The following is a 26,763-nucleotide window of genomic DNA, read 5'->3' on the forward strand; positions in this document are numbered from 1 at the left end:
GCAACGGCGTGGGTGTGGGAAAATAGCGCCATACTAAGCCCATTGACTGAGGATAAAGGCATGGCAAACCGCGAAATGCTAGACGAACAACGTGACGAGACCCGCCTGATCATCGAAGAACTGCTGGAAGATGGCAGCGATCCGGATGCGCTGTACACCATTGAACACCACCTTTCAGCCGAGAAGTTCGAAGTGCTGGAAAAAGCGGCCGTAGAAGCATTCAAACTGGGTTATGAAGTAACAGATGCTGAAGAGCTGGAAGTCGAAGATGGCTCAGTGGTGATGTGCTGTGATGTGATCAGCGAAGTTGCGCTGAATGCTGAAATTATTGATGCGCAGGTTGAACAGCTGATTGCACTAGCTGAAACCTGTGGCGTGAATTATGACGGTTGGGGCACTTACTATGAAGATCCTAACGCAGAAGATGATGAAGACGGCGAGTTCGACGACGAAGAGTTAGTGGATGAAGATGACGACGGTAAGCGTCACTAATTCCCCTTTGTCCTTGACGCCGCAGGGTTGTTAGCTACGTTCGCTCACCCGAATCACTGACTGTCCGTTGACCTTAACATAAATAGACTCATCGGGATTTGCTCGTTTGCTGCCTTGCTATAGCGCCAATGACTTTGGGTAATCGCCTTGGTGCTTGACGCTATAGCGGTGTTAGCGGCATTTGCCAGTTAATAATATCAGGGCGCTTGATGCGCCCTTAGACTGCAGGCAAAGTCAGATGAAGGGAAAACGTGCCGTTGGGGTCGTAGTCGCGGAAGCGACCGGAGCGCCCCGAGGTGCGGTCAACCCTTCACTCACAGTACTATAAAAGTGCTGTCAATAATCTCAGGGCGCAATGCACCCTGACTTATTACAATGTTTTCAGCATAGTTACTTCGCAATCCACATGACCGGTATTTCCCATTGGGCCATTGATATGCTCAAAACCCAATCTTTCATATAAGCCTACCGCACTGGTCAAACTGGCCGTGGTTTCCAGATAGCAACGGTTGAAGCCCTGTTGACGGGCAAATTCCAGCGCTTGTAACGCCAACTGCTTAGCCAACCCTTTGCCGCGCAATATCGGCAGGAAATACATTTTCTGCAATTCACACAGAGACGCTTCACCACCCGACAAAGGTGCCACGCCACCGCCGCCCGCAATATTTCCGTCGACTTCAATCACCCAGTAAGCGCTACGTGGCTGGCTGTACAGCTCATATAAGTGATCTAAATTGGGATCAGACACGGTATAGCCTTTATCGGCAGTCAGGCCGAATTCAGCCGAAACGTCCCGAATGACACTAGCGATAGCGAGGTTGTCTGCTACGGTGATGGGGCGTACCAGCAGGCGGATAGGTGTGGCTGTGGTCATACTCTTTAAACCTAAAGGTAATAACTTAGTAATAATCTGTAATACCATCTATACCCGTCATACTTCAAGCTGTATGTGCGTTGGCTGCTCTCAATAACCTGAGTCACTTACTACAATAAGTTCATCGGGACTATCTCGCTTGCCGCCTTCCTGCAACTCGAATTATTTAGGGTATGGCGCTGAATTAATACAATGATAAAAAAACAGCGGCTACCTAAATAGTCCGCTGTTTCTATTTTGCTGTTGAATCTCAGGTTAATTACAGTGCGGCGATAGTCGCTTGTTGCTCAATTAACTTCTGTTTGGCTTCAGCGCAGGCTGCCATTCTTTCGCGCTCTTTGGCAACCACGGCTTCTGGCGCGCGCGCCACAAAACCTTCATTACTCAACTTGCCTTCGATACGCTCAATTTCAGCTTCCAGCTTAGCCACTTCTTTTGCCAGCCTTTCCAGTTCGGTGGCTTTATCAATCAGGCCAGCCATTGGGATCAGCACTTCCGCACCTTCAACCAATTTGGTCACCGATACCGGGCCTTTATCACCTTCAGGTAACAGGGTGAGAGAGGACAACCGCGCCAGCGACTGGATGAAACTCTGGTTTTCCAGCACACGGCGTTGGGCTTCAGCACTGGCACCACGCAGCATCACTTCCAGCGGCTTACCCGGCGCGATGTTCATTTCTGCGCGGATATTCCGCACTGCGATGATGGTCTGTTTGATCCATTCCAAATCACTTAGCGCTTTCTCATCAACCTGACTGGCGTCATATTCCGGGAAAGGCTGCAACATAATGGTGTCCGCAGTAATACCTTTTAGGGTTTTGACTCGCTGCCAGATGGTCTCTGTGATGTAAGGAATGATTGGGTGTGCCAAACGCAGCAGGGCTTCCAGAACTTCAATCAGAGTATGACGAGTTCCACGCAGTTCAGCTTCAGAACCGCTGTTCATCACCGGTTTGGCCAGTTCCAGATACCAGTCACAGAACTGGTTCCAGGTAAACTCATACAGAATATTAGCGGCCAAATCGAAGCGGTAAGTGTCCATCGCTTCGCGGTAGGCTTTAATGGTCTGATTGAATTCAGCCAGAATCCAGCGGTCAGCCAGTGACAGTACCATTTCGCCGCCATTCTGCCCGCAATCCTGTCCTTCGGTGTTCATTAGCACGAAACGGCTGGCGTTCCACAGCTTGTTACAGAAGTTGCGATAACCTTCCAGGCGCTTCATGTCCCAGTTGATATCACGGCCGGTGGAGGCCAATGCCGCCAGTGTAAAGCGCAGAGCATCTGTACCGTGCGGCTCAATACCGTTCGGGAACTGCTTCTCGGTGCGCTTACGGATTTTCTCCGCCAGCTGCGGCTGCATCATGTTGCCAGTACGTTTTTCCAGCAATTCTTCCAGCGAGATACCATCAACCATATCCAGTGGGTCAATGACGTTGCCTTTCGACTTGGACATTTTCTGCCCTTCGTCATCACGGATAAGACCGGTCATGTAGACGGTTTTAAATGGCACTTGCGGCTTACCATTTTCATCTTTCATAAAGTGCATGGTCAGCATGATCATGCGGGCAATCCAGAAGAAAATAATATCAAAGCCACTGACCACAACACTGGTCGGGTGGAAGGTTTTCAGTGCTTCGGTTTGCTCAGGCCAGCCCAGAGTGGAGAAAGTCCACAGGCCAGAGGAGAACCAGGTATCCAGCACGTCTTCGTCTTGACGCAATGCCACGTCTGCGCCCAGGTTGTTTTCGCGGCGCACTTCAGCCTCATCACGGCCCACATACACTTTACCTTGCTCGTCATACCAGGCTGGAATGCGGTGGCCCCACCACAACTGACGGGAGATACACCAGTCTTGGATATCGCGCATCCACGAGTAATACATATTTTCGTACTGCTTCGGTACGAATTGGATCTCGCCATTTTCGACAGCTTCGATTGCCACTTTAGCCAGCGGAGCGGTGCGAACATACCATTGGTCAGTCAGCATTGGCTCGATAACCACGCCGCCACGGTCGCCATAAGGCACAGTCAGGTCGTGGGCTTTGACTTCTTCCAGCAGGCCAAGTTTATCGAATTCAGCCACTACAGCTTTACGGGCAGCAAAACGCTCCAAACCTTGGAACTGTTGTGGAATTGCACCGCTGCACGCATCAGTCGCTTCGCCATTGGTATCAAATACTTCCGCTTCGCTACGGATATCACCATCGAAAGTCAGAATGTTGATCATCGGCAGGGCGTGGCGTTTACCGACTTCATAGTCATTAAAATCGTGCGCTGGCGTGATTTTTACACAACCGGTGCCTTTTTCCATGTCGGCATGCTCGTCACCGAGGATCGGAATACGGCGACCCACCAGCGGTAGGATAACTTCTTTGCCGATCAAGTCTTTATAACGCGGATCTTCCGGGTTGACTGCAACACCAGTATCACCCAACACGGTTTCTGGACGCGTGGTGGCGACCACCAGATAGTCTTTGCCATCCGCAGTTTTAGCACCATCGGCCAGCGGATAACGCAGATGCCACATGGAGCCTTTCGATTCGCGGTTTTCGACTTCCAGATCAGAGATAGCAGTGCGCAGTTTTGGATCCCAGTTCACCAGGCGCTTGCCACGGTAAATTAAGTCTTCTTTGTGCAGGCGGACAAACACTTCTTTAACCGCATTGGAGAGGCCATCGTCCATGGTGAAACGCTCACGTTCCCAATCCACGGAGTTACCCAGACGGCGCATTTGGCGAGTAATGGTGCCGCCAGATTCGCCTTTCCATTGCCAGATTTTATCGATAAATGCGTCACGGCCGTAATCGTGGCGAGTTTTGCCTTCTTCTGCGGCGATCTTGCGCTCAACCACCATTTGGGTCGCGATACCTGCATGGTCAGTCCCGGCTTGCCACAAGGTATTTTTGCCCTGCATACGTTGATAACGAATCAAGGTATCCATGATGGTTTGTTGGAACGCATGGCCCATGTGCAGGCTACCGGTGACGTTCGGCGGCGGGATCATGATGCAGTAGCTTTCTTTACTGGTATCGCCGTTCGGCTTGAAATAACCCTGTTTTTCCCAGTGTTCATACAGCGGCTGTTCGATTTCTTGCGGGCTGTATGTTTTATCGAGGGACGGCTCAGTTTTGTCGATATTAGAAGGTGTGTTTTCCATTTTCTTTTTTAGTTCAATTAGTTGGCGGCGTTGCCGTGGTCAAGTGGAAGCCGACGCTGCGATAAGACTTATATCGGTCGCGCGCCAACTGTTTCAAATTTTCTTCGTAAGGAACGAAGTCTACCACTTCATGGAAAGCGGTGGCAAAACCTGCGAACTCTGGTAGCAGGCTGATAAGCAGGTCGCGGGGGGAATTTCCACGTCGTTCCGGCCAAGCCAGTTCGACTGGTGCGCCATACTTTGGCCCTTCACCCGCCAAATTATGGGGAACAAATTGCTCAGGTGCCCGTTGCCATAGCGCTTCATCCAGCCGCTGGGCCTGTTCCTGACTTTCACAGGCGATCAGTACCCGTTTGCCTGCCCGCCAACGCTCGGCCGCAATTTCGCAGGCCAACGCCTCATGAGCGCGCAGCTCACCAGCGGGCGTGTCGTGTTCGAGCAAATAAAACGTGGCGTTTTTCATAGGTTCTCTACACCCTTGGTACTTGAAGCCGCAGGTTTGTTAGCTGCTCTCACCCACCCGAATCACTTACTTGAATAAGCTCATCGGGATGAGTTCGTTTGCTGCTTACCTGCAACTCCAATGACTTTGGGTGTATATCAAATGGAATACATCAAACGATTAATCGTCGCCGTTTAACCCTGCGCGGTTAAGCAAGAACTGGGATAACAACGCGACTGGACGGCCAGTTGCGCCTTTGTTCTTACCTGAACGCCATGCCGTGCCCGCGATATCCAAATGTGCCCAGCTGTATTTGCGAGTAAAGCGTGACAGGAAGCAACCGGCGGTAATTGCACCGCCCGCACGGCCACCAATATTTGCCATGTCGGCAAAATTGGAATCCAGTTGCTCGTAGAACTCATCACCCAGTGGCAAACGCCATGCACGGTCACCCGCTTGCTCGGATGCCCCAATCAGCTCGTGAGCCAATGGATTGTGATTCGACATCAAACCGGTGATGTGATGGCCTAATGCCACAACACACGCCCCTGTTAGGGTCGCGATATCAATCACCACTTCTGGCTCGAAACGCTCAACATAGGTCAATGCATCGCACAGCACCAGACGGCCTTCAGCATCAGTATTGAGCACTTCAACTGTCTGACCAGACATGGTAGTGAGGATATCGCCTGGGCGATAAGCGCGGCCACCTGGCATATTTTCACAGCCAGCCAATACACCAATCACATTCAATGGCAATTGCAGCTCGGCCACTACACGCATTACGCCATAGACAGTTGCAGCGCCACACATGTCGTATTTCATCTCATCCATGCCTTCGGCTGGCTTGATGGAAATACCGCCAGAATCGAAGGTCAACCCTTTGCCCACCAGCACAATTGGCTTAGCGTCCGGGTTTGGATTACCCTTATATTCTATCACCGACATTAATGATTCATTCTGTGAACCATGGCCTACAGCAAGATAGGAGTGCATTCCCAGCTCTTTCATTTGCTGCTCACCAATCACGCGAGTGATGATATTGGTGCTGAATGCATCGGCTAACTGGCGTGCTTGCGAAGCCAGATAGGCGGCATTACAAATATTTGGCGGCATATTGCCCAAGTCTTTCGCCGCTTTAATACCGGATGCTACCGCCAGACCATGCTGAATTGCGCGCTCACCGCTGGTCAATTCGCGGCGTGTGGGCACATTGAATACCATCTTGCGTAATGGGCGACGCGGCTCGGTTTTATTACTTTTAAGCTGATCGAAGGTATAAAGTGTCTCTTTCGCTGTTTCTACTGCCTGGCGCACTTTCCAGTAAGTATTGCGGCCTTTAACATGCAGCTCGGTCAGGAAACAAACGGCTTCCATTGATCCGGTGTCATTAAGGGTATTGATGGTCTTCTGGATCACTTGCTTGTACTGGCGCTCATCAAGCTCACGCTCTTTGCCACAGCCAATTAACAAGATGCGCTCGGAGAGAATATTCGGCACATGGTGCAGTAATAGCGTCTGCCCGACTTTGCCTTCAAGTTCACCACGGCGCAATAAAGCGCTGATGTAGCCATCACTAATTTTGTCGAGTTGTTCGGCAATGGGAGATAGACGACGAGGTTCGAAAACGCCGACTACAATACAGGCACTACGCTGTTTTTCCGGGCTGCCGCTCTTTACACTGAACTCCATGCACTCTCCTGAATCTTAAAGACAAAGGCGGGAGCTACCGCTAGAATGTAGCGCTCCGCAACGATCTCTCTCCGTTGTGTTAACGACGTGTGTTAACCTTAACGGCATAAGTTGTTTTGTTTTGGCGACTATAAGCATGTTCCTATAGGACACCTAAACGCTAGATGCTGTAATACTATTTTAGCTGTGAAGGTTGCCATATGATGAGAATAAATGGCGGATTAACGATGAAACTATCGATTTTCCTGCAAAAAGACAAGTTTTCACAGGCGTATTAGCGTGATCATCATTAGATATCTGGTACGGGAAACACTTAAGAGCCAAATTGCGATTCTGTTCATCCTGCTATTAATCTTCTTTAGTCAGAAGTTAGTACGGATATTAGGCGCTGCGGTCGATGGTGAAATCCCGACAAACCTGGTTTTATCCCTTTTAGGGCTCGGTGTGCCGGAAATGGCACAACTTATCCTGCCGTTAAGCTTATTCCTTGGCTTATTAATGACGCTAGGTAAATTGTACACGGAGAGTGAAATCACCGTGATGCATGCCTGCGGCATGGGCAAGAAATCCTTGATTATGGCTGCATTGATCCTGGCGCTGGTCACTTCTGCGCTGGCGGCGGTCAACACTATTTGGCTTGGCCCTTGGTCTTCTAAACATCAAGACGAAGTGCTGAACGACGCCAGAGCCAACCCTAGTCTGGCCGCTTTGGCTGGTGGGCAGTTTAAATCCTCAACTGATGGCAATTCAGCCTTATTTATCGGTAATGTGACGGGCAAAGAGTTTAACCGTGTATTTCTGGCACAATTGCGGCCAAACGGTAATCAGCGCCCCTCCGTAGTTGTAGCTGATAGTGGCTACATGACCGAACGGCCTGATGGTTCGCAAGTGGTTATCTTAAATAAAGGTACCCGCTATGAAGGCACCGCATTGTTGCGCGACTTCCGTATTACTGATTTTGTCGATTATCAGGCCATTATTGGTCATCAGGAAGTCCAACAAAATAATAATGCGGCTGACCAAATGACCATGAAACAGCTGTGGCGTTCGCATCAGCCCGATGCCCGCGCCGAGTTTCATTGGCGTCTGACGCTGATTGTGTCGGTTATCGTCATGGCGCTGCTGGTGGTGCCCCTCAGTGTGGTTAACCCGCGCCAGGGCCGTGTACTGAGTATGTTGCCCGCTATGTTACTGTATTTAATCTTCTTCCTGTTACAAAGCTCCCTGCGTTCTAATGCAAGTAGTGGCAAGCTGGACCCCTCGATCTGGATGTGGGCTGTAAATGGTGCTTATCTGGCTCTTGCGGTGATATTGAACCTGTGGGATGGCCTGCCGGCTCGTAAGTTACGTGCTCGATTGAGAGGTGCTGCCTGATGTTTGGTGTATTAGACCGTTATATCGGACGGACTATCCTCAATACCATCCTGATGACGCTATTCATGCTGGTATCGTTGTCCGGCATTATCAAGTTTGTCGATCAGTTACGTAAAGTCGGGCAGGGCGATTACTCAGCAGCATCTGCTGGCATGTACACCTTGCTCAGCATTCCTAAAGATATCGAGATCTTCTTCCCGATGGCAGCGCTGCTGGGTGCATTGCTGGGGCTGGGTACATTGGCTACACGCAGTGAACTGGTGGTAATGCAGGCTTCGGGCTTTACCCGCATGCAAATTGCCGCCTCGGTGATGAAAACAGCTATTCCACTTGTATTGCTGACCATGGCCATCGGTGAATGGGTTGCGCCGCAAGGCGAGCAGATGGCGCGTAACTTCCGTGCGCAGCAAATGTATGGCGGTTCGTTGTTGTCAACGCAATCTGGGTTATGGGCAAAAGACGGCTCTGACTTTATTTATATCCAGCGTGTGTCGGGTGATAAAGAACTGACCGGGGTGAATATTTATCATTTTGATCAACAAGATCGCTTGCTCTCTGTTCGCTATGCAGCCACCGCAACTTTTGAAGACAACCTATGGCGTTTATCGCAGGTTGATGAGTCTGATTTAAGCAATCCAAATAAGGTGACTGGCTCGCAGACACTAACCGGTGAATGGAAGACCAACCTGACGCCAGAGAAGTTGGGGGTGGTTGCCATGAACCCAGATTCGCTCTCTATTAGCGGGTTGCACGATTACAGCAAATATCTGCGGCAAAGCGGGCAGGAGTCGAGTCGGTATGAATTGAATATGTGGGGCAAGATATTTGCGCCATTCTCCGTTGCCGTAATGATGTTGATGGCGTTGTCATTCATTTTTGGCCCATTACGCAGTGTACCAATGGGGGTTCGGGTAGTTACCGGTATCTTCTTTGGTTTTGTTTTCTACGTGTTGGATCAGATTTTTGGCCCGCTTAGCTTGGTTTACAGCATTCCACCAGTCATCGGCGCGCTGTTACCGAGTATACTTTTCCTCCTAATCAGTGTTTATTTGCTGCTAAAACGGCGTTGATGGCGGTTTTTTCAACACTTAGACTAAACTTGGTGGGATAACAGTTGCATGCGGACTTCGGGTAGGTATAATTCACCTCGTTCTCCGCATACTACTTCAGTGCCGAAGTGGCGAAATCGGTAGACGCAGTTGATTCAAAATCAACCGCCGCGAGGCATGCCGGTTCGATTCCGGCCTTCGGCACCATTAGTATGAAAATCAAGTCACCGCAAGGTGGCTTTTTTTTTGCCTATCGTCCAGTAAAGTCCATTTTCCTCCGCAAAAGTCTTTATAAAACAGCATGTAACATTCTGGTGGTTTTTGCCATTTATCCATTCTAGTATTTTTACGTCCATTGGCTGCCATCATCACTGGGGGTCAGAAAGGGGGTCTGCTCGGTTCGGAAAATTTGTGACCCCCAAATATGTAGCAGATACAGACGGTATAAGCCTTTGTGAAGATATTAGCAGGGTTGGCTGTAGCATCGGGGAGTTATCTCTTTACAAAGGACATTTTTGGGGTGTCCTTGGTGCAGAGATAATTCGGTACTATCGCTTTCTGTAATATCATTGATTTATATAATAATTTGTAAAAAAACCAGTTTAAACGCTGTCCTCATCATCCGTTGACAGCCATAACACTCCAATAGCATAGTGAGCGCCTTCTGGGTTCTATAAGGATGTGACCCCCAATGGCGCTGACTGATGCCGCAATTTGAAATGCCAAACCTCGCGATAAAGCTTATAAACTCACTGATTCTCAAGAACTCTACCTACAGATACAACCCCGTGGTACTAAGCTCTGGTACCTTAAATTCCGCATTGATGGAAAGGAAAGCCGTATTGCTTTTGGTGGTTATCCTGCTGTCAGCTTAGGGCAGGCTCGAGTTGAGCGTGATAAAGCGAAAGCGCTGATCGCGCAAGGGATCAGCCCGGCAAATAAACGTGAACAAGAAAAAGACATTATACAAAATACGCATACCTTTGAATTGGTTGCCCGCGACTGGCATGCCAGCAACAAGAAATGGTCTGCACAGCATTCCGAGCGCGTTCTGCGCTACTTCGAGATGTATTTATTTCCTGCTATTGGTAAGCGAAATATCGATGAGCTAAAAATCCGTGATCTACTTGCTCCCTTAAGAGTGGTGGAGCAGACGGGAAAATTAGATGTGGCCGCACGGTTGCAACAACGAATTACCTGCGTGATGCGCTACGCGGTACAGAATGGTTTAATCGAATACAACCCGGCACAAGACCTCGCAGGTGCTTTGGTTACCCGTAAGGCAACTCACCGTGCGGCGCTCCCGCTAGACCGTCTCCCTGAGCTTTTACTGCGTATGGATTACTACTGTGGCAGGCCATTGACTCGCATGGCGGTAAGGCTTTGTCTGCTGGTATTTATTCGTTCAAGTGAACTGCGGTTTGCCAGATGGGATGAAATCGATTTGGAAAGAGCCTTATGGACACTACCGGCAGAGAGGGAAGTTATCAATAAGGTCAGGTATTCGCACCGAGGCTCGAAAATGAAAACCTCTCATCTGGTGCCATTATCCGGGCAAGCTATTGCCATTCTTGAGCAAATTAAGGTATTGATCCAAGATGATAATCTGGTATTTCCAGGTGACCACCATCCCAACCGTCCTATGAGTGAAAATACCATTAATAATGCATTACGCCGTATGGGATACGATACCAAAACAGAAATTTGCGGTCATGGATTCAGAACAATGGCCTGTAGTGCTTTGGTTGAATCAGGTATGTGGTCGCGTGATGCGGTAGAACGGCAGATAAGCCATCAGGAACGTAACAATGTTCGTGCGGCCTATATCCACAAAGCCGAACATATGGATGAAAGAAGGCTGATGGTGCAATGGTGGGCGGATTATTTGGATAGGTGCCGCGAAGGGTATGTGGTGCCTTATCATTTCAGCGGAAAGGGCTCTCCGGAATGAGCATCTATTAAGGTTTATCAAGTTTTATAAGCTTGGCGTGCATAATTCACCCTTATTTGTGAATATGGGGGGCTTATAAAATTGAATGGGAAAAGTACAACGCAGCATCTTATAGATGCTGCGACAGGTAACCACTAGAGTTTTATGTCTTCTGGTGAGTGATGCTTTAGCCAGTCCGCAAGCGCTTCATTCATTCTGGTTTGCCACTTTGGGCCAGAAGCTTTGAATTTTTCAACGACATCAGAGCGCATGCGTATATGTATATCGATTTTAGGATCTGCCTTTGTTGGGCGTCCCATTTTTTTCTTTTTCTTCAGCTCACTAAAAGAAACTAGCTTGATGTTTGGATCTTCAAGTAGCTTCGCGTCAGGATCGGTAGCAACGGCTTTTCTGATCTCCTTGTCTTCCTCTGGGGTTGGAAGAATAGTACCAGGCTTAAGAGTTGGCATATCTTTGCACCTCATGGTTAGTGGCTCTTCGCAGGCTGATAATACGACAAACATCATCATTTATCTCTGTGAAAACAACAGCATAAATTTTATCACCAAGATACGTTAGACCATATGACAGCCCGAAATATCTTTCTTCTCCATAGACGATATCAATATCTTCTTCTACGACCATTGTATCCCAGTCTAAATCTTTGGCATCTGACAGAAAGACCTTATGTTTTCTTTTATTACTAGCGTCTTTAACTGGATCAAATACTATGTCCATATATTTATTGTATCCACAAAAAGTAATTAGTCAAAAATAAATCGTGAGCAGCAGAGGCTGTAATGTTTAAGTTGATGAAAATAAAGGTGGGAAAACGTATATAAAAATTACAGGGTTACTAAATTTCATTCTTAAAATCTATATAGCTAGCTCTAGACTAGCCCTTTCGCCCCAACCGTTAATGAGTTGAGTCATAACTCGCCATACTGAGTTGTAGAATTATTTTATCCTACTGCTAAAAAATATAAATAGCGGTTTAGCTAATTTTTTCTAAGGTATATTATCTTGCAAGATATTTATTACAGTGATGATTTCACTGTTAGGACTATTATATTAAAAAACTTACATGCATTTAACTTCTGGTTAAATTATCAGTTTATTATAATTGTTCTTGTGGAATGTATTGAGTAGCGGAATTTTACCGAGTTATTATAATACCTTGGGTTCTTATAAACTGTGGGTAACTAATTTGTTCGGCTCACACTGTTATTAACCATTAGTTGGCTGGTCAAGGTAAAGCCAAGAGCCAAAACATCGTTATGTACCTTTGATAAAACCAGCACCAAGCCAAAATCCTTCCCCCACATTTCCACCACTTAACTGACTCCCACTAATGTTCGTGCGGCCTATATCCACAAAGCCGAACATATGGATGAAAGAAGGCTGATGGTGCAATGGTGGGTGGATTATTTGGATGGGTGCCGCGATGGGTATGTGGTGCCGTATCATTTCAGCGGAGAGGATTCTCTGGAATGATAATATATTAATGTTTATAAAGGCGTTACAGGTGTGGTGTTCACTATTATGTTTAACACACGGATATCGCCCGAGTAATAAGTATGAACAATATTGGGTGTAGCCTCATCTATTGCACTACATTTGTAATGCGCTATACTGCATTACAAATGTCATTACAGGAGATTTTTAAAATGAGTACTATCCAAATTCGTGTGGATGATGAACTGAAGAAAAGTGCATATCAGGCGTTTGAAAAACTGAATCTTTCGCCTTCTGATGCACTACGTCTGTTCCTACGTTATGTTGCAGAGAACGAAAAGCTGCCATTTTCAGAAGTATCCGTCATGGTCAGTAATCAAGATGAGGATGCTGATATCTTGGCTGTTGTCCGTGAACGTTTGAAAAATCCTGCCAAGCGTATCAGGGTAAATATTGATGACCTTTAATATCGACTTTGACGAACGGGCATTAAAAGAATGGCACAAACTAGATAAAGCTATCCGAGAGCAATTTAAAAAGAAACTAAGAAAATTACAGGAAAATCCCTATATTGAGTCAGCACGTTTGCACGGTGATCTGGCTGGCTGTTTCAAAATAAAATTACGCGCATCTGGCTTTCGGTTGATTTACCAAGTTATCGATGAGGAGATTGTGATTTGGATCGTTGCTGTTGGTAAACTGGAAGATGAATAAGCTTATGATATTGCCAAGAAGCGAATCCAATAGGGGACTTATTGAGATGCTTTTATGTAGCGTTATAACGGCTATGGGTAACCCATTAATATCGATTAAATAAACAAGTAGATAATTATCTATGTAGCATTTGAATTGCTCTTGGAAACATATTTTTCAGTAAGTCTTTTCGATAATCCTTCCCCCACTTGGTTCCCACTTTATCCCCCAGTTAATTTCTTGCTGTATTGCTTAATGAATTGGGGCAGATATTCTCCCCGTCAATATGAATCAACCCATCAATTTCCAGCTTGTCGAGCCAGCGGGTAAATTTCTTCGCAACATCAAAACCCATACCGCGCATATCATCTCTCACCAGCGATTTTGTACAGGCTTCGCCACTGGCAGTACGGGAGCCGATAGATTGCCACAGCGCGATATGATTGGCCGTCAGGCGCTGAATACCTGCCAGTTCGGCCTCGTAGGGTGAGCCTTCATCGCTGACTGCACGCCCTTTATCACATAGCACCAATGAGTTAACTTCTTCGCCATCATTATCGATATACAGATTGAGCGGCGAGAGGCCAATCACCCGCTCAGCAAAACCGGATCAAAATGTATTGCCCTATCTGATATCACCAGGCCGTTCGAAATACGACTCGCTGACCAAAGCGCAAAAGATGAAGCATCACCATATTTACCTGCAACCGCATGAGAATGGAGTGTTTGTACTGGTAAGCGATGCTCAGCCTACAAATCCTACTATTGCACGGCCTAACCTCGTAGAAAATCTGCTGATATGGGATGCCCGGGGTAAAGCCGTAGATGTATTTAACCATCCGTTAACTGGCGCTTACCTCAATAGCTTCACCCTGGATATGCTCAGGAGTGGCGAAAGCAGTAAGAGTTCGATTTTTGCTAAGCTTGCTCGTTTGATGGTGGAGAACTAACACGGCAGTTGAATATTAAGTAGCAAATTTAATGGATTGGAAGAGAGATGAGCGGCTCCCCCTATGGCAAGTGACTCTTGCTCTGCGGGTGGAGCCGTAAATTATGGATAGATTTCCCCGATGAGGCCCTGGTGAGGCGATATCAGCATTTGCAGCCAGAGCTGGAAGAACACTAATACCATTTCAAATGGTATTAGTATTTTTTAGCTCCGTCACAATAACTATAAACACTTAACCGGATGGCGGGAACGGGTGAAAACCACTCTTGTAACACTTTAAGGAAAATGATATTACAAGCAGTTGTGATCGATTAATTTAGTTGTAATTTAAATTATTAAAATAGGAAGGCATGTTCCGAAAATGAAGATAAACGTGACAGACAAACCAAACCCACAGGACGAAGAGTATGTTATTGATGGCCTATGGGCTCACAATGACAAAACTCAAAAGGTAGACATTCATCCGCTGTTCTTAACTGTGACCGATGATGATGGGAAAATTGTTGCAGGGTTAGTTGCCAGAACTTGGTGGGGCGGGCTTGAAATCCAATATCTTTGGGTGAGTGACGACTATCGTAAAAGTGGCTATGGCCGCCAGTTAATGGAAAAAGCGGAAGAAGAAGCCTTGAAGCGTGGATGTCACATGGCTTATGTCGATACTTTCGATTTTCAGGCCAAAGGCTTTTATGAAAAATTAGGCTATCGTGTATATGGCAATTTAGGTGGGTATGCTAAAAAGCATACGCGACACTATTTGGCAAAAGAAATTTAACCCATTCTTCATCGGCGAGGTCGCCATGGATTTGCCCGATAAAAATAATGAAACTTATTTCAAGGGCCTTATTGCCATGATGGAGCACTTAAGTGAGCCATGGGGCATTAAAGATCTGAATTCCCGCCATATCTATATGAATAAGGCTGCCTTTCTCTACACCAATACACCCTTGAGTTTTGAGGTTGAGGGGAAGATGGACCATGAATTTCCCGGAAATTGGACTGAATTTGCGCCCGACCTGATAGAGCATGACAAGCGGACAGAAGAAACGCAGGATCGGGTGACGGTGATAGAAACCCATTATTGGTATGGGAAAAATACACTGACTCCGTATATTAGCGAGAAACTGCCTGTTTATAACGACAGAAAAGAAGTTATTGGTGTGATGTGGAATGCTAAACCATTTAATACATTATCCCCATTAAAATATATCAACCAACAAAAACCCAGTATTCTGACAACTGAAATTAATAACAGTATGTTCACTCGTGCTGAACTTGACGTTATATTTTTAATGCTGCAAAGACTTTCCGTTAAAGAAATTGCGAAGATATATAATATCAGCACTAAAACGATAGAAAATAGAATATATACAATTTATCAAAAATCTGATGTCCACACGCTGCAACAGTTTGAGGAGTTTTGCAAATTTGCGCATTTGGATAATTACATTCCGGATCGCCTGGTGGCAAAAGGAATCCAGTTTATCTGAACAACAAGCTATCTGAACAACAAGGTACAGCTCATCGTGATCAAAATTGAAGATTATCCATTAAGCCGGGTGCCACAGGATAAGAGAGTTTCTTTTTTAAGTGTTGCTATTGTTCATATGGGCATGTTGACCGCACTGGATCAATTTATGCTCGGTGCCGTACTCGGTAATTCCATGACACTGGCTGATGCGTTTACCGCGATTCTTATCGGTAGCATAATATTTGGTGTGGTGACATACGGCCTTGGGCTGGCAGGGATGCGTGAAGGGATTTCTGGCAGTTTGCTGGCCCGCTGGTGTGGTTTTGGCCGCTTGGGATCTGTATTGATTGGGATTGTAGTGGCGGTCAGTTTGTTGGGTTGGTTTGGTATCCAAAATGCTATTTTTGCCAAATCACTTGATTTTGCTCTGGGCCATAAATTGGGATTTGGATTAGCTGCGGCTTTATCGGGCAGCCTGCTAACTATCTTGGTTGCCTTTGGTTTTAAAGCATTACGTATTGCGGCTCGAATTGCGGTACCGATGTTTATATTACTGGTGGCCTATATTTCTATTAGTACATTATCTGGCCATAATCTGAATGAAATTATCCAGTTGATTCCACCGGGCGAGTCTCTGTCTATCAGCGCGGGTATTACTATCGTAGTTGGCGGCGCTATTGTGGCCAGCCTGATGACACCTGATCTAACGCGCTACTCTAAAAATGGCAAACATGTCCTTGGTGTGACGATTTTCACTATCGTTGCAGGCGAGTTTGTGGTCAATGGGTTGGCTATATTGATTGCTAAAACCCTTGGGACGGCGGATGTCGTGACGATAATGTCTCAAGCCGCGGGGGGCGCGGGTTTGCTGGTCGTAGTGTTCTCCACCTTAAGGGTCAATGACCTTAATTTGTACTCTTCTTCACTCGGTATTGTTAATGCGGTCGAGGGGCTAACGGGTAAAAAACTCAAATATATATCAACCACATTGGTCATTGGTGTGTTGGGTACCACACTGTCAGTATTGGGAATTCTCGACCGGTTTGTTGATTTCCTGACTGTACTTGGCGTGGTATTCCCACCGATTATTGGCATCATGCTGGTGGATTATTATGTGCTGCGTTCCCATCGTAAAATTTTAGATAAAACTCGGCAGGAAGGGACGTTACCTAATGAAAAGCAAACACCTGTCATTGGCTGGGTGGCGATTATAGCCAGTATTATCGGCAGTATTGTTGGGCTGGTAACCGAGTGGGGGATCCCGACGATCAACTCACTGGTCGTTGCGAGCTTTATCTATTGGGCGTTCAAAGTGGTTGTTAGTCGTAATCAACAGTCAATTGAATCGGAAGAAACGGTTTAATATTTTTGCGAACAATATAAACACTCCCCCGAAGTGTGGGGGGGGGTTTATTGATAATCAATTAATAATATCATGCTCTCAGCTTTCAATAGTGCTGTTTGATAGAAATGCACTGGTTTGCCAAAGATTGGGAAGATTACTTATGGAACAAGATATTGATCCCAAAGCTATCTATCTTGATGCTTACAATACCCCTGGTAGCAGGGTCTCGAAAAGAAAAAGAGCGCTTTTGGGTTTGGATGAACATCATTATCAAAATATAATAGAAATTGCTGAACGCAGTATAGATGAGCGTTATTCTAGTCTTTACATTAGCGCTTTGAAAATAATTATCCGACATAAACCTGGTGATGCCCGTACTATCTTATTTAGTGCAATTTGTCATTCCTCTATTTTCATAGCCAAAGCCGCAGTGAGGATATTTTTCCGACAAAAGATATATCTAACCTTCGCTGAGTTGCAAATTTGCCTGAAAAAATCGCCTTCAATAGCGCATGTTTCGTTATATTACTCTTTAGCGCGTAAAATTAATGAATGGGGTTATATTTATACTAGATAATTCGGATGCGGATAATAGCCAATTAACGCAAGAACATATTTATAATTGGATAAATCACTTCAACCACTCATGGATTTAACCTAATACAAAACAGAAAGCGCCCCTCCTTGTAACAGATCAATAAAGGTGATATTAGGATAGAGAGAGTTGGATGGTACTAATCTAACTACAATTCTAATCATTAACTCCGTAGGGGATTCTATACTATATACATTTAAAATAAATAATATGACAGTACTATAGTTTAAATATATAAACAAAATCCGCACATTAACAATATGGCTATATGAAATAAGAATTAATACGTTATAAAATATAATTTGATCTGTTAGTGTGGAATATAATATTCAATTATTAATAAGCCAAATGCCTTGGCAGATATTTACGTTGTGAGCGTTAATCGTTATACGATTATTCTATTAGTGGTTAAAGGGATTTAATTTATCTGAATAACAAAGGGACATTTCATCATGATCAAAACAGAAGACTATCCGTTAAGCCGAGTACCGCAGGATAAAAAAGTGTCATTTTTCAGTGTTGCTATCGTTTATATGGGGGCACTGACTTCGCTGGATCAATTTATGCTTGGTGCTGTACTGGGTAATTCCATGACGTTAACCGATGCTTTCACCGCGCTTTTCGTCGCCAGCCTAATATTTTGTGTGGTGACCTATGGCCTCGGGATTGCAGGCATGCGTGAAGGGATTTCCGGCAGTCTGTTGGCGCGTTGGTGTGGTTTTGGGCGCTTGGGAGCCGCGCTGGTTGGGCTAGTCGTCGCAGTCAGTCTACTCGGCTGGTTTGGTATACAGAATGCTATTTTCGCTAAATCGCTGGATTTTGCTTTAGGCCATAAACTGGGCTTTAACCTGGCTGCAATTTTATCCGGCGGCCTGCTGACGATATTGGTCGCCTTTGGTTTCAAGGCACTGCGCATAGCCGCGAGAGTGTCTGTGCCGATATTTATTTTACTGGTGGCTTATATCTCCTTTAAAATTTTAACTGGGAATAATGTGCCTGATATCAATCAGTTGACAGCAGTAGGTGATACGCTGTCGACCGGTGAGGGTATCACTATCGTGATGGGAGGAGCCATCATGGCGAGCTTAGTTACCCCTGACCTGACGCGTTATTCCAAAAATGATAAGCATGTGCTGGGTGTGATATTTATTGGCATTATCGTTGGGAAATGTACGGTCAACGGCTTGGCTATTCTGATTGCTAAGACACTGGGTACGGCAGATGTTGTTAGCATTATGTCTCAAGCTGTGGGGATCACCGGCCTGTTGGTAGTCGTGTTCTCTACCTTGAAGGTCAATGACCTCAACCTGTACTGTTCATCACTGGGTATTGTTAATGCAGTCGAAGGGCTCACCGGTAAGAAACTGAAATATCTCTCAACTACGTTGGTTATTGGTGGGCTGGGAACCACGCTTTCCGTGCTGGGTATTCTCGATAGATTTGTTGATTTCCTGACTGTGCTGGGAGTCGTGCTTCCACCGATTATCGGCATCATGTTGACGGACTATTATGTATTGCGCTCCCATCGTAAAATTCTTGATATGAGTCGGCTGGAAGGAAAACTGCCTGATGAAACCCAAACCCCAGTTATTGGTTGGCTTGCGATTATTTCCAGTATTGTCGGTAGTATTGTTGGAGTGGTGACTGAGTGGGGCATCCCTACCATCAATTCATTGCTTGCTGCTAGTTTGATATATTGGCTGTTCAAAGTAGCCGTCAATCGTAATCAAAAACTAGTAGGATCGGAAAAAGCGATTTAATAACTTTATTAATATTATAAATACTCCCCCTGGGGGAGTGTTATCAATCCCCATTTATCATGCTTCATTTATACACTTTTTCCCGCATACCTGGCATAGTTAACCTAATCAATAAGGCGACTCACTCATTCTGGATGGCGATGCATGGCAGCAGCAAATCACTGGACACGCGATCAACTGTTAGTTGCCTTTACCTTGTATAGTCAAATTCCCTTTGGCAAATTACACTCCAGGAATCCTGATATTATTCATTACGCCGCATTAATTGGCCGAACGCCGTCGGCGCTGGCAATGAAATTAGTTAATTTCGCCAGTCTGGATCCCTTTATTATTGACTCCGGTCGCAAAGGTCTTAGTGGCTCGTCAAATGCAGATCGTGCCTTATGGCTGGAAATGAATGAGAATGCTGAAGCTTTTGAACAGCAATGTCAGCAGGCGATGAGTGAGTTAGAAAAGCCGGCTACCAAGCTCTTTGATAGTGGTATGAAAGATTTCAGTGGTAAAGAAAGGACTACTATTATTAAGGCGCGGGTGGGCCAGCAGCTATTTCGTAAAAACGTATTGCATGTTTATGAGAATCGTTGCTGTATTACCGGCTTAGAAGAACCCATATTATTAGTTGCCAGCCATATTCGCCCTTGGAGTCATGGTGCAGAGCACCGGCTTAATCCAAGTAATGGCCTATGCTTGTCGAATTTACATGACCGAGCTTTTGATCAGGGATTAATAACCTTTAATGAACATCTGGAAATGGTGTTATCTCCCCAGATCAAAAAACTTAAAAGCAGTATCAGTGAAGAGAATTTCGTTAAGTATGAAGGGCGAAAACTGCGGTTACCGGTACAGTTTTTTCCTGATGAGGGGCAGATTGCCTATCACCGTCAGAATATTTTCTTAAGCGGCAAATAAACACCGATTAAAATATCACCCTTTATCCAATCCAAACTTTACCATTTTGATCAACCCGGCAGCGCACGTCATCATCGATTGGCACGTTGTATGGGCTGTTCACCTGAAGCCGAAAGTGCATTTCTTTCATATTGATAGCTTTCTCGAACTTGACCCTGGTCTGTGGCTTCAATGTGGTGTAGTCAGGGTAAGCTGATAGTTTCCAAACTTCGAGATAGCACATGTCTGCCACTTGTTTGTCACTGGGAAAGGTGTTGGCGTCAGCTTTAAAAATTAAAGCGTTCAATAGTATGGCGCATCCTATTGCGAACTTTGTATTCATCATTCACTCTCCAATTAATTCTCATAATACTGACTATATGTCGAGTTTGCGCCAAATTGCACCAATAGGTAGTCCAGAAAAGCGCGCATCTTCGCAGGGATATGCAGGCGTTGCGGGTAGATAGCATAGATAGAATACTTGGGTAACAGATAGTTAGATCGAATAGGATCAACACAAAGTGCACTGTTAGTCATTAGTGGTCAGATGCTGGCCTGGGTTATTATTGACCAGTTAACATAACATAATGGTTCACTGATTATGCAACTGAGCGGGGTGATACTGATTATTAGCGGTGTATGGCTATGGCGTAGATATTGTCAGGATTGCCGACATCACGGAACAAGGTGATCAATTCCTGCTGGCGTGCTTCAAACGCATCGGAAACATACTTTAGGAAAATTAATCCCAGCACCACATGCTTATAGTTAGCGGCATCCATATTGGAGCGCAGTTTGTCTGCGGCCTTCCAAAATTTGTTATCCAGCTCATTTAAGAAAAGCTGTTCGGTGTTGTTCATGAAAATCCTCAGAAAAGGTCTACTACCGACAATGCAGCATGCACTGTCGCAGAATCAATTTTTAGAATGTGTATCGCAAAATAATACCTGTAAGTGATGCGATCACAAACGATATGGCGCAAAGAAATGACAAGATATTCGAGAAAGGGACTTTATATGTCGATGACATCTGCAACATTCGCCAAGGATCCTGATAAATAGTGAGTTTCTAGGGGCGAACCGCAGAATGCCATAAGAGCTGTGAGGCATAGGAATAGTGGTTTATGTGATAAATAAGCGGCCTATTCATCCCAAGGGTTTACATTCCAATCAAGTCAGGTGACAAATCACTCATGCAGTATATAATGGATATAACCGATATATCCATTTGCGCGACGAGGTGAGTGATGCCGAGTAGAGTGAACACCGTGCGGCGTAAAGAATTTCCTTATGAAATTAAGACCCTGAGTGGGAACGAGCTGCATAACTTCAATACGCATGCTGATTCTGAGTATTTGGTCATTGATTTGGGAAATATTAAAGGCCGTCGATCAGACTTTAATAAAACAATAGAGGTGGCGATGAGTGCGGCAATGAACGCAGTGCTGGCCTCTATGCCTGAACTTGCCCCGGTAGCGAAAAAGAGTAAAGCGGCAAGCCTCCCACCGGTGGTTAAGTCGGTTAACGAGGCTGTTGATGGGGCAGGTAAGCAGGCCCGCGCAGCGCGTAACGCTCAGCGCCGTGAGCAGCTTAATGCCAGGATACTTGCAGATTCTGTATGGCTAACAGCGCGTGAATTGTCAGAAAAAGCGAGTTTCAAAAATACCAATCCCAGCGCAGGGCCGAACCGCTGGAAGTCTGCTGGCCGGATTTTTGCACTTCAGCTTAATGGAAAAGACAAATACCCTGAATACGCATTAGATGAAGGGTTCCGCCCTATCCCAGTGGTTAAACAAGTGATATCCCTGTTAGGTGAAAAGAAAACCCCTTGGGGATTGGCTATCTGGTTTGGCTCTGAAAACAGTTGGTTAGGTGGGAAAAAGCCAAAAGATGTGCTGGCAACTATGCCAAAGCAAGTTTTGCTAGCAGCACAGGCTGAAGCAGAGGGAGGGGCTCATGGCTGATTCAGACGACAAGGATAATGTTGTCAGAAAAGTACCTGTACCCAAGGCCGATTTACAAGTGAACTTCACCACCTGGATTGCTGGGAAGCTTATCTACCGGATACATTCGGCGGAGTTTACCGCTACTCAGTTCAATCCAGGCAAAGGAAATGCACGATTTAGTCCGATGGATAATGGTGTATCCACTCTATACGGTGGAGTGAGTACCGGTGTTGCGGTAATGGAAACTATCTTTCATGACCTCCCCCCCGATTCTGCCGGTGCGCCATATGATTTAGGCAAGTTAGAGGGATTGGTACATTCCGCAGTGAAACCCAGTGAAGATCTGCATCTTGTTGATCTCAATCCAAAGACATTACGAAAAATGGGCGTGAAAAGGGCCGATATTTTGGATTCATCGGCGGATCAATATGTGTTCACCCGTGAATACTCTGTAGCAATACATCAGGCTTATCCTGCAGCACAGGGCATGCAATGGTCTTCTAAACAGCATGGTGACACTGCTTTAATGCTTTTTGGCGACAGGGTAAGGTCAGAGCAATTTGGGGTTGATATTGAATCTGAAAGGGTGCTTGAGTCAGAAACGGTGATGGACGTGATAGAACAAGAGGCTGATCAACTTGGTGTGGTACTTATTGAGCCACAGGGTGGTAACGAGCCAGGTAAAATATAACACGTCAGCTCCTTTTGTTGGCCTCAAAAATCCCAATGCTTAAAAGACACAAAATCCTCAAGGGGGCAAAATAGGGGTCAGCTCGGTTCGGAAAATTTGTGCCCCCCAAATATGCGCCAGATATAGGTGGTAGGGTCAATTTGGTGATGAGTTTTCAATTGTTTTTTGGGAGTGTTAGAAATTCTGTGTCATTCCAGTAAAATACTGACAAAAAGGAATGACACATGTCCCAACTCTTCGATTTCGACAAAGCCCTGAAAGCACTTCAGTCCGGTCAGGCATTAACCGGCAAAGATGGCATCTTAACGCCATTAATCAAATAGTTAACTGAAGCGGCGTTGGCCGCTGAACTTGACTCGTATCTGGCGCAGGATATTTTGAGCCTCAACTTGTGAAGAAGCATCAGACCACGCTTTCTGATGAGATAGAGCGCAAGATCATCTGCATGTTCGCACTGGGTATGAGCTACAAAGATATCAGCCAGGAAATCGAGGATTTATACGCTTTCAGTGTATCCAGCGCCACGATCAGCGCAGTCACCGGTAAGGTTATTCCTGAGTTAAAACAATGGCAACAGCGTCCGCTGGAGGCGGTATACCCCTTCGTCTGGCTGGATGCTATCCATTATAAAATCCGCGAAAACGGGCGCTACTCGATAAAATACGTTGCCTCAAAGCATCATAAAGCGTTTATGGCGGATCTGAAGCCGGTGTCTCGGGCGGTATCAAAAGAAGCGGCAGAAACGGCGCTGGATGAGCTGGAGGATAAATTGGGCCAGCAATAGCCGGTTGTGCTCCAGTCATGGCGGCGAAAATGGGAAAACCTGTCACATTACTTCCGGTATCCGGCGACGATCCATAAAGTGATTTACACGACAAATGCCATAGAATCCGTCCACCAGCAGTGCAGAAAGCTGACGAAGACCAAAGGTGCATTCCCTAATGAAAACAGCCTGTTGAAACTTCTTTATCTGGGGTTAATGAACGCGCAGGAAAAATGGACAATGCCGATCCAGAGCTGGAATTTGACATTGTCCCAGCTGGCGATTTATTTTGAAGGTCGCTTGGATAACGTGATGACGTTGTAGTGATTTTTTAACGTGACACAGAATGATGAACGCTCTCGCATCAACAGGTAAAAATACCCATCCTAATCTTCAGCAAAAAATTAAATCTTAATTATCCCTGCTGGCTATTATATCTGTGCAATAAAGAGCGCAGCCCTAAGCTGCGCTCAGACGGCTGACAAACCCCAACGACTCGATCTTGCAAGGTGAGGACAGGTAGAAGAGTAAAGCGTCCGCGCCAAGGACGGCGCGGGTCGAGCCATCAGGGACGATTTTACGGCGTCTTTACGATCTGCCTGTTTTCACCGCTGCGGGCACTTTGTCATTAACCTCAGCGCAGCCCTAAGCTGCGCTTAACCATTTTTCATTGCTATTATTTCAACAAGAATGACTGGCCTTGTTTCAGCACTAAATCACAGGCTTTGGTTTTAATCTTTTCTGTAATTTGTTCGCTACCTAGGTCGTTCAGATTCAGGCTTTTCCCTTCACCGGTTTTCAGCAATCCACCAAGGCCTTCCTGGTAGTCTTGGCTCTTGGCATTTTCAGTGCTGGTGATCCCCAGCTTGCTCATTAATTGATCTTTAATCGCCGTGGTTCCATTGGCAGAGAGCACATTGTTTTGAACACAATACTGCAAAATACCGGCCGCATTAGTCATGGTGCTGGCGCTCAGGGCTTGATCGCCGCCATTGAGTAAACCGGTCAATGATGACAGTGAAGATGAACTGTCACCTGATTTACTGTATTGATCTGCTGCGCTTTTTACTGAGTCTAATAAGCTATTTGCACTAGCAGTACCGGCCAGCAATGTGCTGGAGAAAGCGCAAGCCAGCATCAGGCGATGAGTTGTATTCATAGAAACTCCTGTTTTACGGTGGGTATCACGGCACTGGGGCGTCATACCGGAATCATTATCTTCGGCGCTAAGAATAACTTAATGCATTCATTTTTATGATAGGCGCTATCTGATATCAACCCCCTCAATCATCTTGAACTTTAAATTTACCTTGTTGCTCGAACCAGCCAAATTGCTGTGCGGCATAAGCTGACATTTTGCTGCCACTGTGCCCCACATCCGACAAAATCGTAAATTGCCAGTCAAACGGCCTTTTATTGTGCCTGGCTTGTTGTTCCGCAGCCATAAAATAGGCTCTAGCGCGCTGTAAACGACTATTTCCCTGAGCAAGGGCTTGAGGAGAACGTCGCAGCAATGGGGGATGAGGATTATGATCTTTGCCGCCAACGGCGATAAGCACTGGTAAGGCAAAATAGTGGGCTAATTGTTGCTGGCTGACCGCTATCGGGGCGCTTTCTACCCAGTCATCACGGTATTTATCGGCATCGCAGTTCAATCCCGTCAGCACAAATACGATTGGCGTACGGGCATTCGCCTCCGGCGGCTGATAACTGAAAACTTCAATTTTTTTAGTAGATTGCGGCACAGTAAAATTAAAACTTCCACTATCAGTAGGTAGCACAGCGGCATCGGTTGCCGGACAATTGAAGAGCAGGGTACTCAACAGCATTAAGATATTTTTCATGCAGAATATCCGCCAGGATGATTAAAAAATCATAGCGCAAATTGGGTGTCATATTCAGCGGGGGAAAAGAAAGGGCAGCGAGGGGGAACAACTGCCCATATCGGTTAAGGCATCAGACCAATAAAGGTCGTTTTCTTGCGCGGGCCGGTCATCAAACCCTCAAGCTCTTCAACACATCGGAGATAATGAGGTGTTTTCTTATGCGCCGCGACTGCGGCTTCATCAACATAGGCTTCATAGATATAAAAGCGTGTTGGGATCGATTCATCCTGCAAAACATCAAAGCGTAAATTCCCCGGTTCCAGGAGTGATCCCTGATGATTAGCGCGGAAAACCTCAACAAATTGCTCAACTTTGTCTTCTTTTACATTAATTTCGACGAGGGTGACATGCATACCGTTCTCCTTATCACAGAAGGTCTCCTTGTCATAGCGGGTCAGTCAACGGTCAGGTGACTTAGCCTTTTTCATGTAAAAACAGCTTATACGCCGTTTCTGCATTCTCATTTTTATGCACCACGGCATGAACCGCTTTCAACATGGCAATCGGGGCTTCTGATTGGAAGATATTGCGCCCCATATCCACCCCGGATGCGCCTTGATCAATTGCTTGATAACACATTTCCAGCGCATCCCTTTCAGGGAGTTTTTTACCGCCAGCAATCACGATAGGTACCGGGCAACCGGCAGCAATACGTTCAAAACCACTGTCGACATAATAGGTTTTGATCACTTGAGCGCCCATTTCCGCCGCGATACGGGTCGCCAGTGAGAAGTAACGCTGGTCGCGCGCCATATCTTTACCTACGCCAGTCACCGCCATAGTTGGCATACCGTAGCGAATACCCTGATCGACCAACTGGATGATATTCTTAATGGATTGATGCTCGTGTTCGGTACCGATATAGACTTGGGCCGCGACGGCGCAGGAGTTGAGCCGCAGGGCATCTTCCATCGCGACCGCCACCGCCTCGTTGGATAAATCAGTCAGAATTGAGTTTGCCCCAGAGGCGCGCAGTACCACCGGGCGATTGGCTGCGGCGGGCACGATGCTACGCAAAATACCACGGGTACACATTAAGACATCGGCATATTCAAACAGCGGGGCGATATTGATATCAATTCGCTCCAAACCGGTGGTCGGCCCCTGAAAATAGCCGTGGTCAAATGCCAGCATCACCGTGCGGTTGGTTTTCGGATTAAAAATCCGCGCCAGACGCGATTGCATCCCCCAATCCAGCGAACCGCAGCCTTTAAGTGTAAATGCAGGATTCTGCTGTGGTACGCCAATACCGAAATCTTTACCGTCTTTGATATCGTCTAAATCAGCCATCTGTCATAACTCCCTTAGGTCTGTA

General features: G+C 46.1%; 25 protein-coding genes, 1 tRNA gene and 5 pseudogenes. 18 read left to right on the forward strand and 13 right to left on the reverse strand.

Translation table 11 applies throughout. From position 1 onward, the window contains the following. Positions 1-60 precede the first annotated feature (60 nt). Positions 61-492 (forward strand): ribonuclease E inhibitor RraB, encoded by a 432-nt coding sequence (rraB, locus tag FGL26_RS18560; RefSeq protein ID WP_005175286.1) that lies wholly within the window; start codon positions 61-63, stop codon positions 490-492. A 370-nt stretch (positions 493-862) separates the two neighbouring features. Here the strand turns inward: rraB and FGL26_RS18565 are convergent, their stop codons facing one another. The 4 genes from FGL26_RS18565 to pepA all read right to left on the reverse strand — a co-directional run bounded on the left by FGL26_RS18565 (position 863) and on the right by pepA (position 6,657). Next, positions 863-1,366 (reverse strand): GNAT family N-acetyltransferase, encoded by a 504-nt coding sequence (locus FGL26_RS18565; protein WP_005175284.1) that lies wholly within the window; start codon positions 1,364-1,366, stop codon positions 863-865. Between the two features lie 259 nt (positions 1,367-1,625). Further along, entirely contained in the window at positions 1,626-4,523 is a 2,898-nt protein-coding gene (locus FGL26_RS18570; protein ID WP_005175282.1) for a valine--tRNA ligase, read from the reverse strand. Between the two features lie 13 nt (positions 4,524-4,536). Further along, positions 4,537-4,986: a DNA polymerase III subunit chi gene (locus tag FGL26_RS18575; RefSeq protein ID WP_002209309.1), complete on the reverse strand. Its 450-nt coding sequence runs from the start codon at positions 4,984-4,986 to the stop codon at positions 4,537-4,539. A gap of 159 nt (positions 4,987-5,145) precedes the next feature. Continuing rightward, on the reverse strand, positions 5,146-6,657 hold the full coding sequence (gene pepA / locus FGL26_RS18580; RefSeq protein WP_005175279.1) for a leucyl aminopeptidase: 1,512 nt from the start codon (positions 6,655-6,657) through the stop codon (positions 5,146-5,148). A 279-nt stretch (positions 6,658-6,936) separates the two neighbouring features. On the opposite strand from pepA, the gene lptF reads away from it, so the two are divergent. From lptF to FGL26_RS18600, 4 genes and pseudogenes are all read left to right on the forward strand, one after another. Continuing rightward, on the forward strand, positions 6,937-8,031 hold the full coding sequence (lptF, locus tag FGL26_RS18585) for an LPS export ABC transporter permease LptF (RefSeq protein WP_005166255.1): 1,095 nt from the start codon (positions 6,937-6,939) through the stop codon (positions 8,029-8,031). Further along, complete coding sequence (gene lptG / locus FGL26_RS18590; protein ID WP_005175277.1) at positions 8,031-9,101, forward strand: LPS export ABC transporter permease LptG; 1,071 nt, start codon at positions 8,031-8,033, stop codon at positions 9,099-9,101. The genes lptF and lptG overlap by 1 nt, the downstream gene beginning before the upstream one ends. A gap of 101 nt (positions 9,102-9,202) precedes the next feature. Then, a tRNA-Leu gene (locus FGL26_RS18595) sits at positions 9,203-9,287 on the forward strand. Positions 9,288-9,771: 484 nt separating this feature from the next. Beyond that, positions 9,772-11,031, forward strand: a pseudogene (locus FGL26_RS18600) (tyrosine-type recombinase/integrase). A 134-nt stretch (positions 11,032-11,165) separates the two neighbouring features. Here the strand turns inward: FGL26_RS18600 and FGL26_RS18605 are convergent. Both FGL26_RS18605 and FGL26_RS18610 read right to left on the reverse strand, forming a co-directional pair. Then, the gene (locus FGL26_RS18605; protein WP_005175269.1) at positions 11,166-11,480 is read right to left on the reverse strand and encodes a BrnA antitoxin family protein; all 315 of its coding nucleotides are present in this window, start codon (positions 11,478-11,480) and stop codon (positions 11,166-11,168) included. Further along, a complete protein-coding gene (locus tag FGL26_RS18610) occupies positions 11,467-11,748 on the reverse strand; it encodes a BrnT family toxin (RefSeq protein ID WP_005175267.1) in 282 nt (93 codons plus the stop codon). The genes FGL26_RS18605 and FGL26_RS18610 overlap by 14 nt, the downstream gene beginning before the upstream one ends. Before the next feature lie 615 nt (positions 11,749-12,363). On the opposite strand from FGL26_RS18610, the pseudogene FGL26_RS21720 reads away from it, so the two are divergent. From FGL26_RS21720 to FGL26_RS18625, 3 genes and pseudogenes are all read left to right on the forward strand, one after another. Further along, positions 12,364-12,504 (forward strand): annotated as a pseudogene (locus tag FGL26_RS21720) (tyrosine-type recombinase/integrase); the annotation flags it as partial. Positions 12,505-12,677: 173 nt separating this feature from the next. Continuing rightward, the gene (locus FGL26_RS18620) at positions 12,678-12,932 is read left to right on the forward strand and encodes a type II toxin-antitoxin system RelB/DinJ family antitoxin (protein ID WP_005175264.1); all 255 of its coding nucleotides are present in this window, start codon (positions 12,678-12,680) and stop codon (positions 12,930-12,932) included. After that, positions 12,922-13,179, forward strand: coding sequence for a type II toxin-antitoxin system RelE family toxin (locus FGL26_RS18625; protein WP_005175262.1), 258 nt, complete (start codon positions 12,922-12,924; stop codon positions 13,177-13,179). The genes FGL26_RS18620 and FGL26_RS18625 overlap by 11 nt, the downstream gene beginning before the upstream one ends. A 211-nt stretch (positions 13,180-13,390) precedes the next feature. Here FGL26_RS18625 and FGL26_RS18630 read toward each other — a convergent pair. Next, positions 13,391-13,753: pseudogene (locus FGL26_RS18630) on the reverse strand (helicase RepA family protein); the annotation flags it as partial. Positions 13,754-13,778: 25 nt separating this feature from the next. On the opposite strand from FGL26_RS18630, the gene FGL26_RS18635 reads away from it, so the two are divergent. The 7 genes from FGL26_RS18635 to FGL26_RS18665 all read left to right on the forward strand — a co-directional run bounded on the left by FGL26_RS18635 (position 13,779) and on the right by FGL26_RS18665 (position 20,184). Further along, on the forward strand, positions 13,779-14,108 hold the full coding sequence (locus FGL26_RS18635) for a hypothetical protein (RefSeq protein ID WP_011815480.1): 330 nt from the start codon (positions 13,779-13,781) through the stop codon (positions 14,106-14,108). A 360-nt stretch (positions 14,109-14,468) separates the two neighbouring features. Continuing rightward, positions 14,469-14,879: a GNAT family N-acetyltransferase gene (locus tag FGL26_RS18640; RefSeq protein WP_005159173.1), complete on the forward strand. Its 411-nt coding sequence runs from the start codon at positions 14,469-14,471 to the stop codon at positions 14,877-14,879. 25 nt (positions 14,880-14,904) lie between these two features. After that, entirely contained in the window at positions 14,905-15,594 is a 690-nt protein-coding gene (locus FGL26_RS18645) for a helix-turn-helix transcriptional regulator (RefSeq protein ID WP_005175259.1), read from the forward strand. A gap of 36 nt (positions 15,595-15,630) precedes the next feature. Beyond that, entirely contained in the window at positions 15,631-16,938 is a 1,308-nt protein-coding gene (locus FGL26_RS18650; protein ID WP_005175249.1) for a cytosine permease, read from the forward strand. Between the two features lie 142 nt (positions 16,939-17,080). Then, positions 17,081-17,497, forward strand: coding sequence for a hypothetical protein (locus tag FGL26_RS18655; RefSeq protein WP_050137180.1), 417 nt, complete (start codon positions 17,081-17,083; stop codon positions 17,495-17,497). A gap of 470 nt (positions 17,498-17,967) precedes the next feature. Next, positions 17,968-19,275, forward strand: coding sequence for a cytosine permease (locus FGL26_RS18660; RefSeq protein WP_005175247.1), 1,308 nt, complete (start codon positions 17,968-17,970; stop codon positions 19,273-19,275). A gap of 144 nt (positions 19,276-19,419) precedes the next feature. Continuing rightward, positions 19,420-20,184 carry an HNH endonuclease gene (locus tag FGL26_RS18665; protein WP_005175245.1) on the forward strand — a complete coding sequence of 255 codons (765 nt, stop codon included), beginning with the start codon at positions 19,420-19,422 and terminating at the stop codon, positions 20,182-20,184. A 22-nt stretch (positions 20,185-20,206) separates the two neighbouring features. On the opposite strand, the gene FGL26_RS18670 is transcribed toward FGL26_RS18665, so the two are convergent. Next, on the reverse strand, positions 20,207-20,509 hold the full coding sequence (locus FGL26_RS18670) for a hypothetical protein (protein WP_005175243.1): 303 nt from the start codon (positions 20,507-20,509) through the stop codon (positions 20,207-20,209). 295 nt (positions 20,510-20,804) lie between these two features. After that, positions 20,805-21,023 (reverse strand): annotated as a pseudogene (locus tag FGL26_RS18680) (type I restriction-modification system subunit M N-terminal domain-containing protein); the annotation flags it as partial. A 386-nt stretch (positions 21,024-21,409) separates the two neighbouring features. On the opposite strand from FGL26_RS18680, the gene FGL26_RS18685 reads away from it, so the two are divergent. The 3 genes and pseudogenes from FGL26_RS18685 (at position 21,410) to FGL26_RS18695 (ending at position 23,886) form a co-directional block, all read left to right on the forward strand. Beyond that, positions 21,410-22,126, forward strand: a complete 717-nt coding sequence (locus FGL26_RS18685) for a hypothetical protein (RefSeq protein ID WP_005175235.1) — start codon at positions 21,410-21,412, stop codon at positions 22,124-22,126. Beyond that, on the forward strand, positions 22,119-22,799 hold the full coding sequence (locus FGL26_RS18690; protein ID WP_005175234.1) for an RES family NAD+ phosphorylase: 681 nt from the start codon (positions 22,119-22,121) through the stop codon (positions 22,797-22,799). Before FGL26_RS18685 ends, FGL26_RS18690 begins: the two co-directional genes overlap by 8 nt. A gap of 224 nt (positions 22,800-23,023) precedes the next feature. Next, positions 23,024-23,886: pseudogene (locus tag FGL26_RS18695) on the forward strand (transposase). Between the two features lie 352 nt (positions 23,887-24,238). Here FGL26_RS18695 and FGL26_RS18700 read toward each other — a convergent pair. The 4 genes from FGL26_RS18700 to lsrF form a co-directional block, all read right to left on the reverse strand. Beyond that, complete coding sequence (locus tag FGL26_RS18700; RefSeq protein WP_005175227.1) at positions 24,239-24,721, reverse strand: YjjA family protein; 483 nt, start codon at positions 24,719-24,721, stop codon at positions 24,239-24,241. Positions 24,722-24,845: 124 nt separating this feature from the next. Continuing rightward, positions 24,846-25,406: a hypothetical protein gene (locus FGL26_RS21560; protein ID WP_005175222.1), complete on the reverse strand. Its 561-nt coding sequence runs from the start codon at positions 25,404-25,406 to the stop codon at positions 24,846-24,848. A 104-nt stretch (positions 25,407-25,510) separates the two neighbouring features. Continuing rightward, on the reverse strand, positions 25,511-25,801 hold the full coding sequence (gene lsrG, locus FGL26_RS18710) for a (4S)-4-hydroxy-5-phosphonooxypentane-2,3-dione isomerase (RefSeq protein WP_005175221.1): 291 nt from the start codon (positions 25,799-25,801) through the stop codon (positions 25,511-25,513). Positions 25,802-25,862: 61 nt separating this feature from the next. Beyond that, the gene (gene lsrF, locus FGL26_RS18715; protein ID WP_005175220.1) at positions 25,863-26,738 is read right to left on the reverse strand and encodes a 3-hydroxy-5-phosphonooxypentane-2,4-dione thiolase; all 876 of its coding nucleotides are present in this window, start codon (positions 26,736-26,738) and stop codon (positions 25,863-25,865) included. Between the last annotated feature and the right edge of the window lie 25 nt (positions 26,739-26,763).

It is taken from the genome of Yersinia enterocolitica subsp. enterocolitica (assembly GCF_901472495.1).
Classification (GTDB): domain Bacteria; phylum Pseudomonadota; class Gammaproteobacteria; order Enterobacterales; family Enterobacteriaceae; genus Yersinia; species Yersinia enterocolitica.

Excerpts from the sequence above, each read along its gene's own strand:
- FGL26_RS18620 (WP_005175264.1), top strand. The coding sequence starts at position 12,678 with ATGAGTACTATCCAAATTCGTGTGGATGATGAACTGAAGAAAAGTGCA.
- FGL26_RS18565 (WP_005175284.1), bottom strand. The coding sequence starts at position 1,366 with ATGACCACAGCCACACCTATCCGCCTGCTGGTACGCCCCATCACCGTA.
- FGL26_RS18640 (WP_005159173.1), top strand. The coding sequence starts at position 14,469 with ATGAAGATAAACGTGACAGACAAACCAAACCCACAGGACGAAGAGTAT.
- FGL26_RS18690 (WP_005175234.1), top strand. The coding sequence starts at position 22,119 with ATGGCTGATTCAGACGACAAGGATAATGTTGTCAGAAAAGTACCTGTA.
- FGL26_RS18570 (WP_005175282.1), bottom strand. The coding sequence starts at position 4,523 with ATGGAAAACACACCTTCTAATATCGACAAAACTGAGCCGTCCCTCGAT.
- FGL26_RS18605 (WP_005175269.1), bottom strand. The coding sequence starts at position 11,480 with ATGCCAACTCTTAAGCCTGGTACTATTCTTCCAACCCCAGAGGAAGAC.
- FGL26_RS21560 (WP_005175222.1), bottom strand. The coding sequence starts at position 25,406 with ATGAAAAATATCTTAATGCTGTTGAGTACCCTGCTCTTCAATTGTCCG.
- rraB (WP_005175286.1), top strand. The coding sequence starts at position 61 with ATGGCAAACCGCGAAATGCTAGACGAACAACGTGACGAGACCCGCCTG.
- FGL26_RS18700 (WP_005175227.1), bottom strand. The coding sequence starts at position 24,721 with ATGAATACAACTCATCGCCTGATGCTGGCTTGCGCTTTCTCCAGCACA.
- lsrG (WP_005175221.1), bottom strand. The coding sequence starts at position 25,801 with ATGCATGTCACCCTCGTCGAAATTAATGTAAAAGAAGACAAAGTTGAG.
- FGL26_RS18665 (WP_005175245.1), top strand. The coding sequence starts at position 19,420 with ATGGCAGCAGCAAATCACTGGACACGCGATCAACTGTTAGTTGCCTTT.
- FGL26_RS18655 (WP_050137180.1), top strand. The coding sequence starts at position 17,081 with ATGGAACAAGATATTGATCCCAAAGCTATCTATCTTGATGCTTACAAT.
- FGL26_RS18625 (WP_005175262.1), top strand. The coding sequence starts at position 12,922 with ATGACCTTTAATATCGACTTTGACGAACGGGCATTAAAAGAATGGCAC.
- lptG (WP_005175277.1), top strand. The coding sequence starts at position 8,031 with ATGTTTGGTGTATTAGACCGTTATATCGGACGGACTATCCTCAATACC.
- FGL26_RS18685 (WP_005175235.1), top strand. The coding sequence starts at position 21,410 with ATGCCGAGTAGAGTGAACACCGTGCGGCGTAAAGAATTTCCTTATGAA.
- FGL26_RS18660 (WP_005175247.1), top strand. The coding sequence starts at position 17,968 with ATGATCAAAACAGAAGACTATCCGTTAAGCCGAGTACCGCAGGATAAA.
- FGL26_RS18645 (WP_005175259.1), top strand. The coding sequence starts at position 14,905 with ATGGATTTGCCCGATAAAAATAATGAAACTTATTTCAAGGGCCTTATT.
- lsrF (WP_005175220.1), bottom strand. The coding sequence starts at position 26,738 with ATGGCTGATTTAGACGATATCAAAGACGGTAAAGATTTCGGTATTGGC.
- FGL26_RS18670 (WP_005175243.1), bottom strand. The coding sequence starts at position 20,509 with ATGATGAATACAAAGTTCGCAATAGGATGCGCCATACTATTGAACGCT.
- FGL26_RS18575 (WP_002209309.1), bottom strand. The coding sequence starts at position 4,986 with ATGAAAAACGCCACGTTTTATTTGCTCGAACACGACACGCCCGCTGGT.
- pepA (WP_005175279.1), bottom strand. The coding sequence starts at position 6,657 with ATGGAGTTCAGTGTAAAGAGCGGCAGCCCGGAAAAACAGCGTAGTGCC.
- FGL26_RS18610 (WP_005175267.1), bottom strand. The coding sequence starts at position 11,748 with ATGGACATAGTATTTGATCCAGTTAAAGACGCTAGTAATAAAAGAAAA.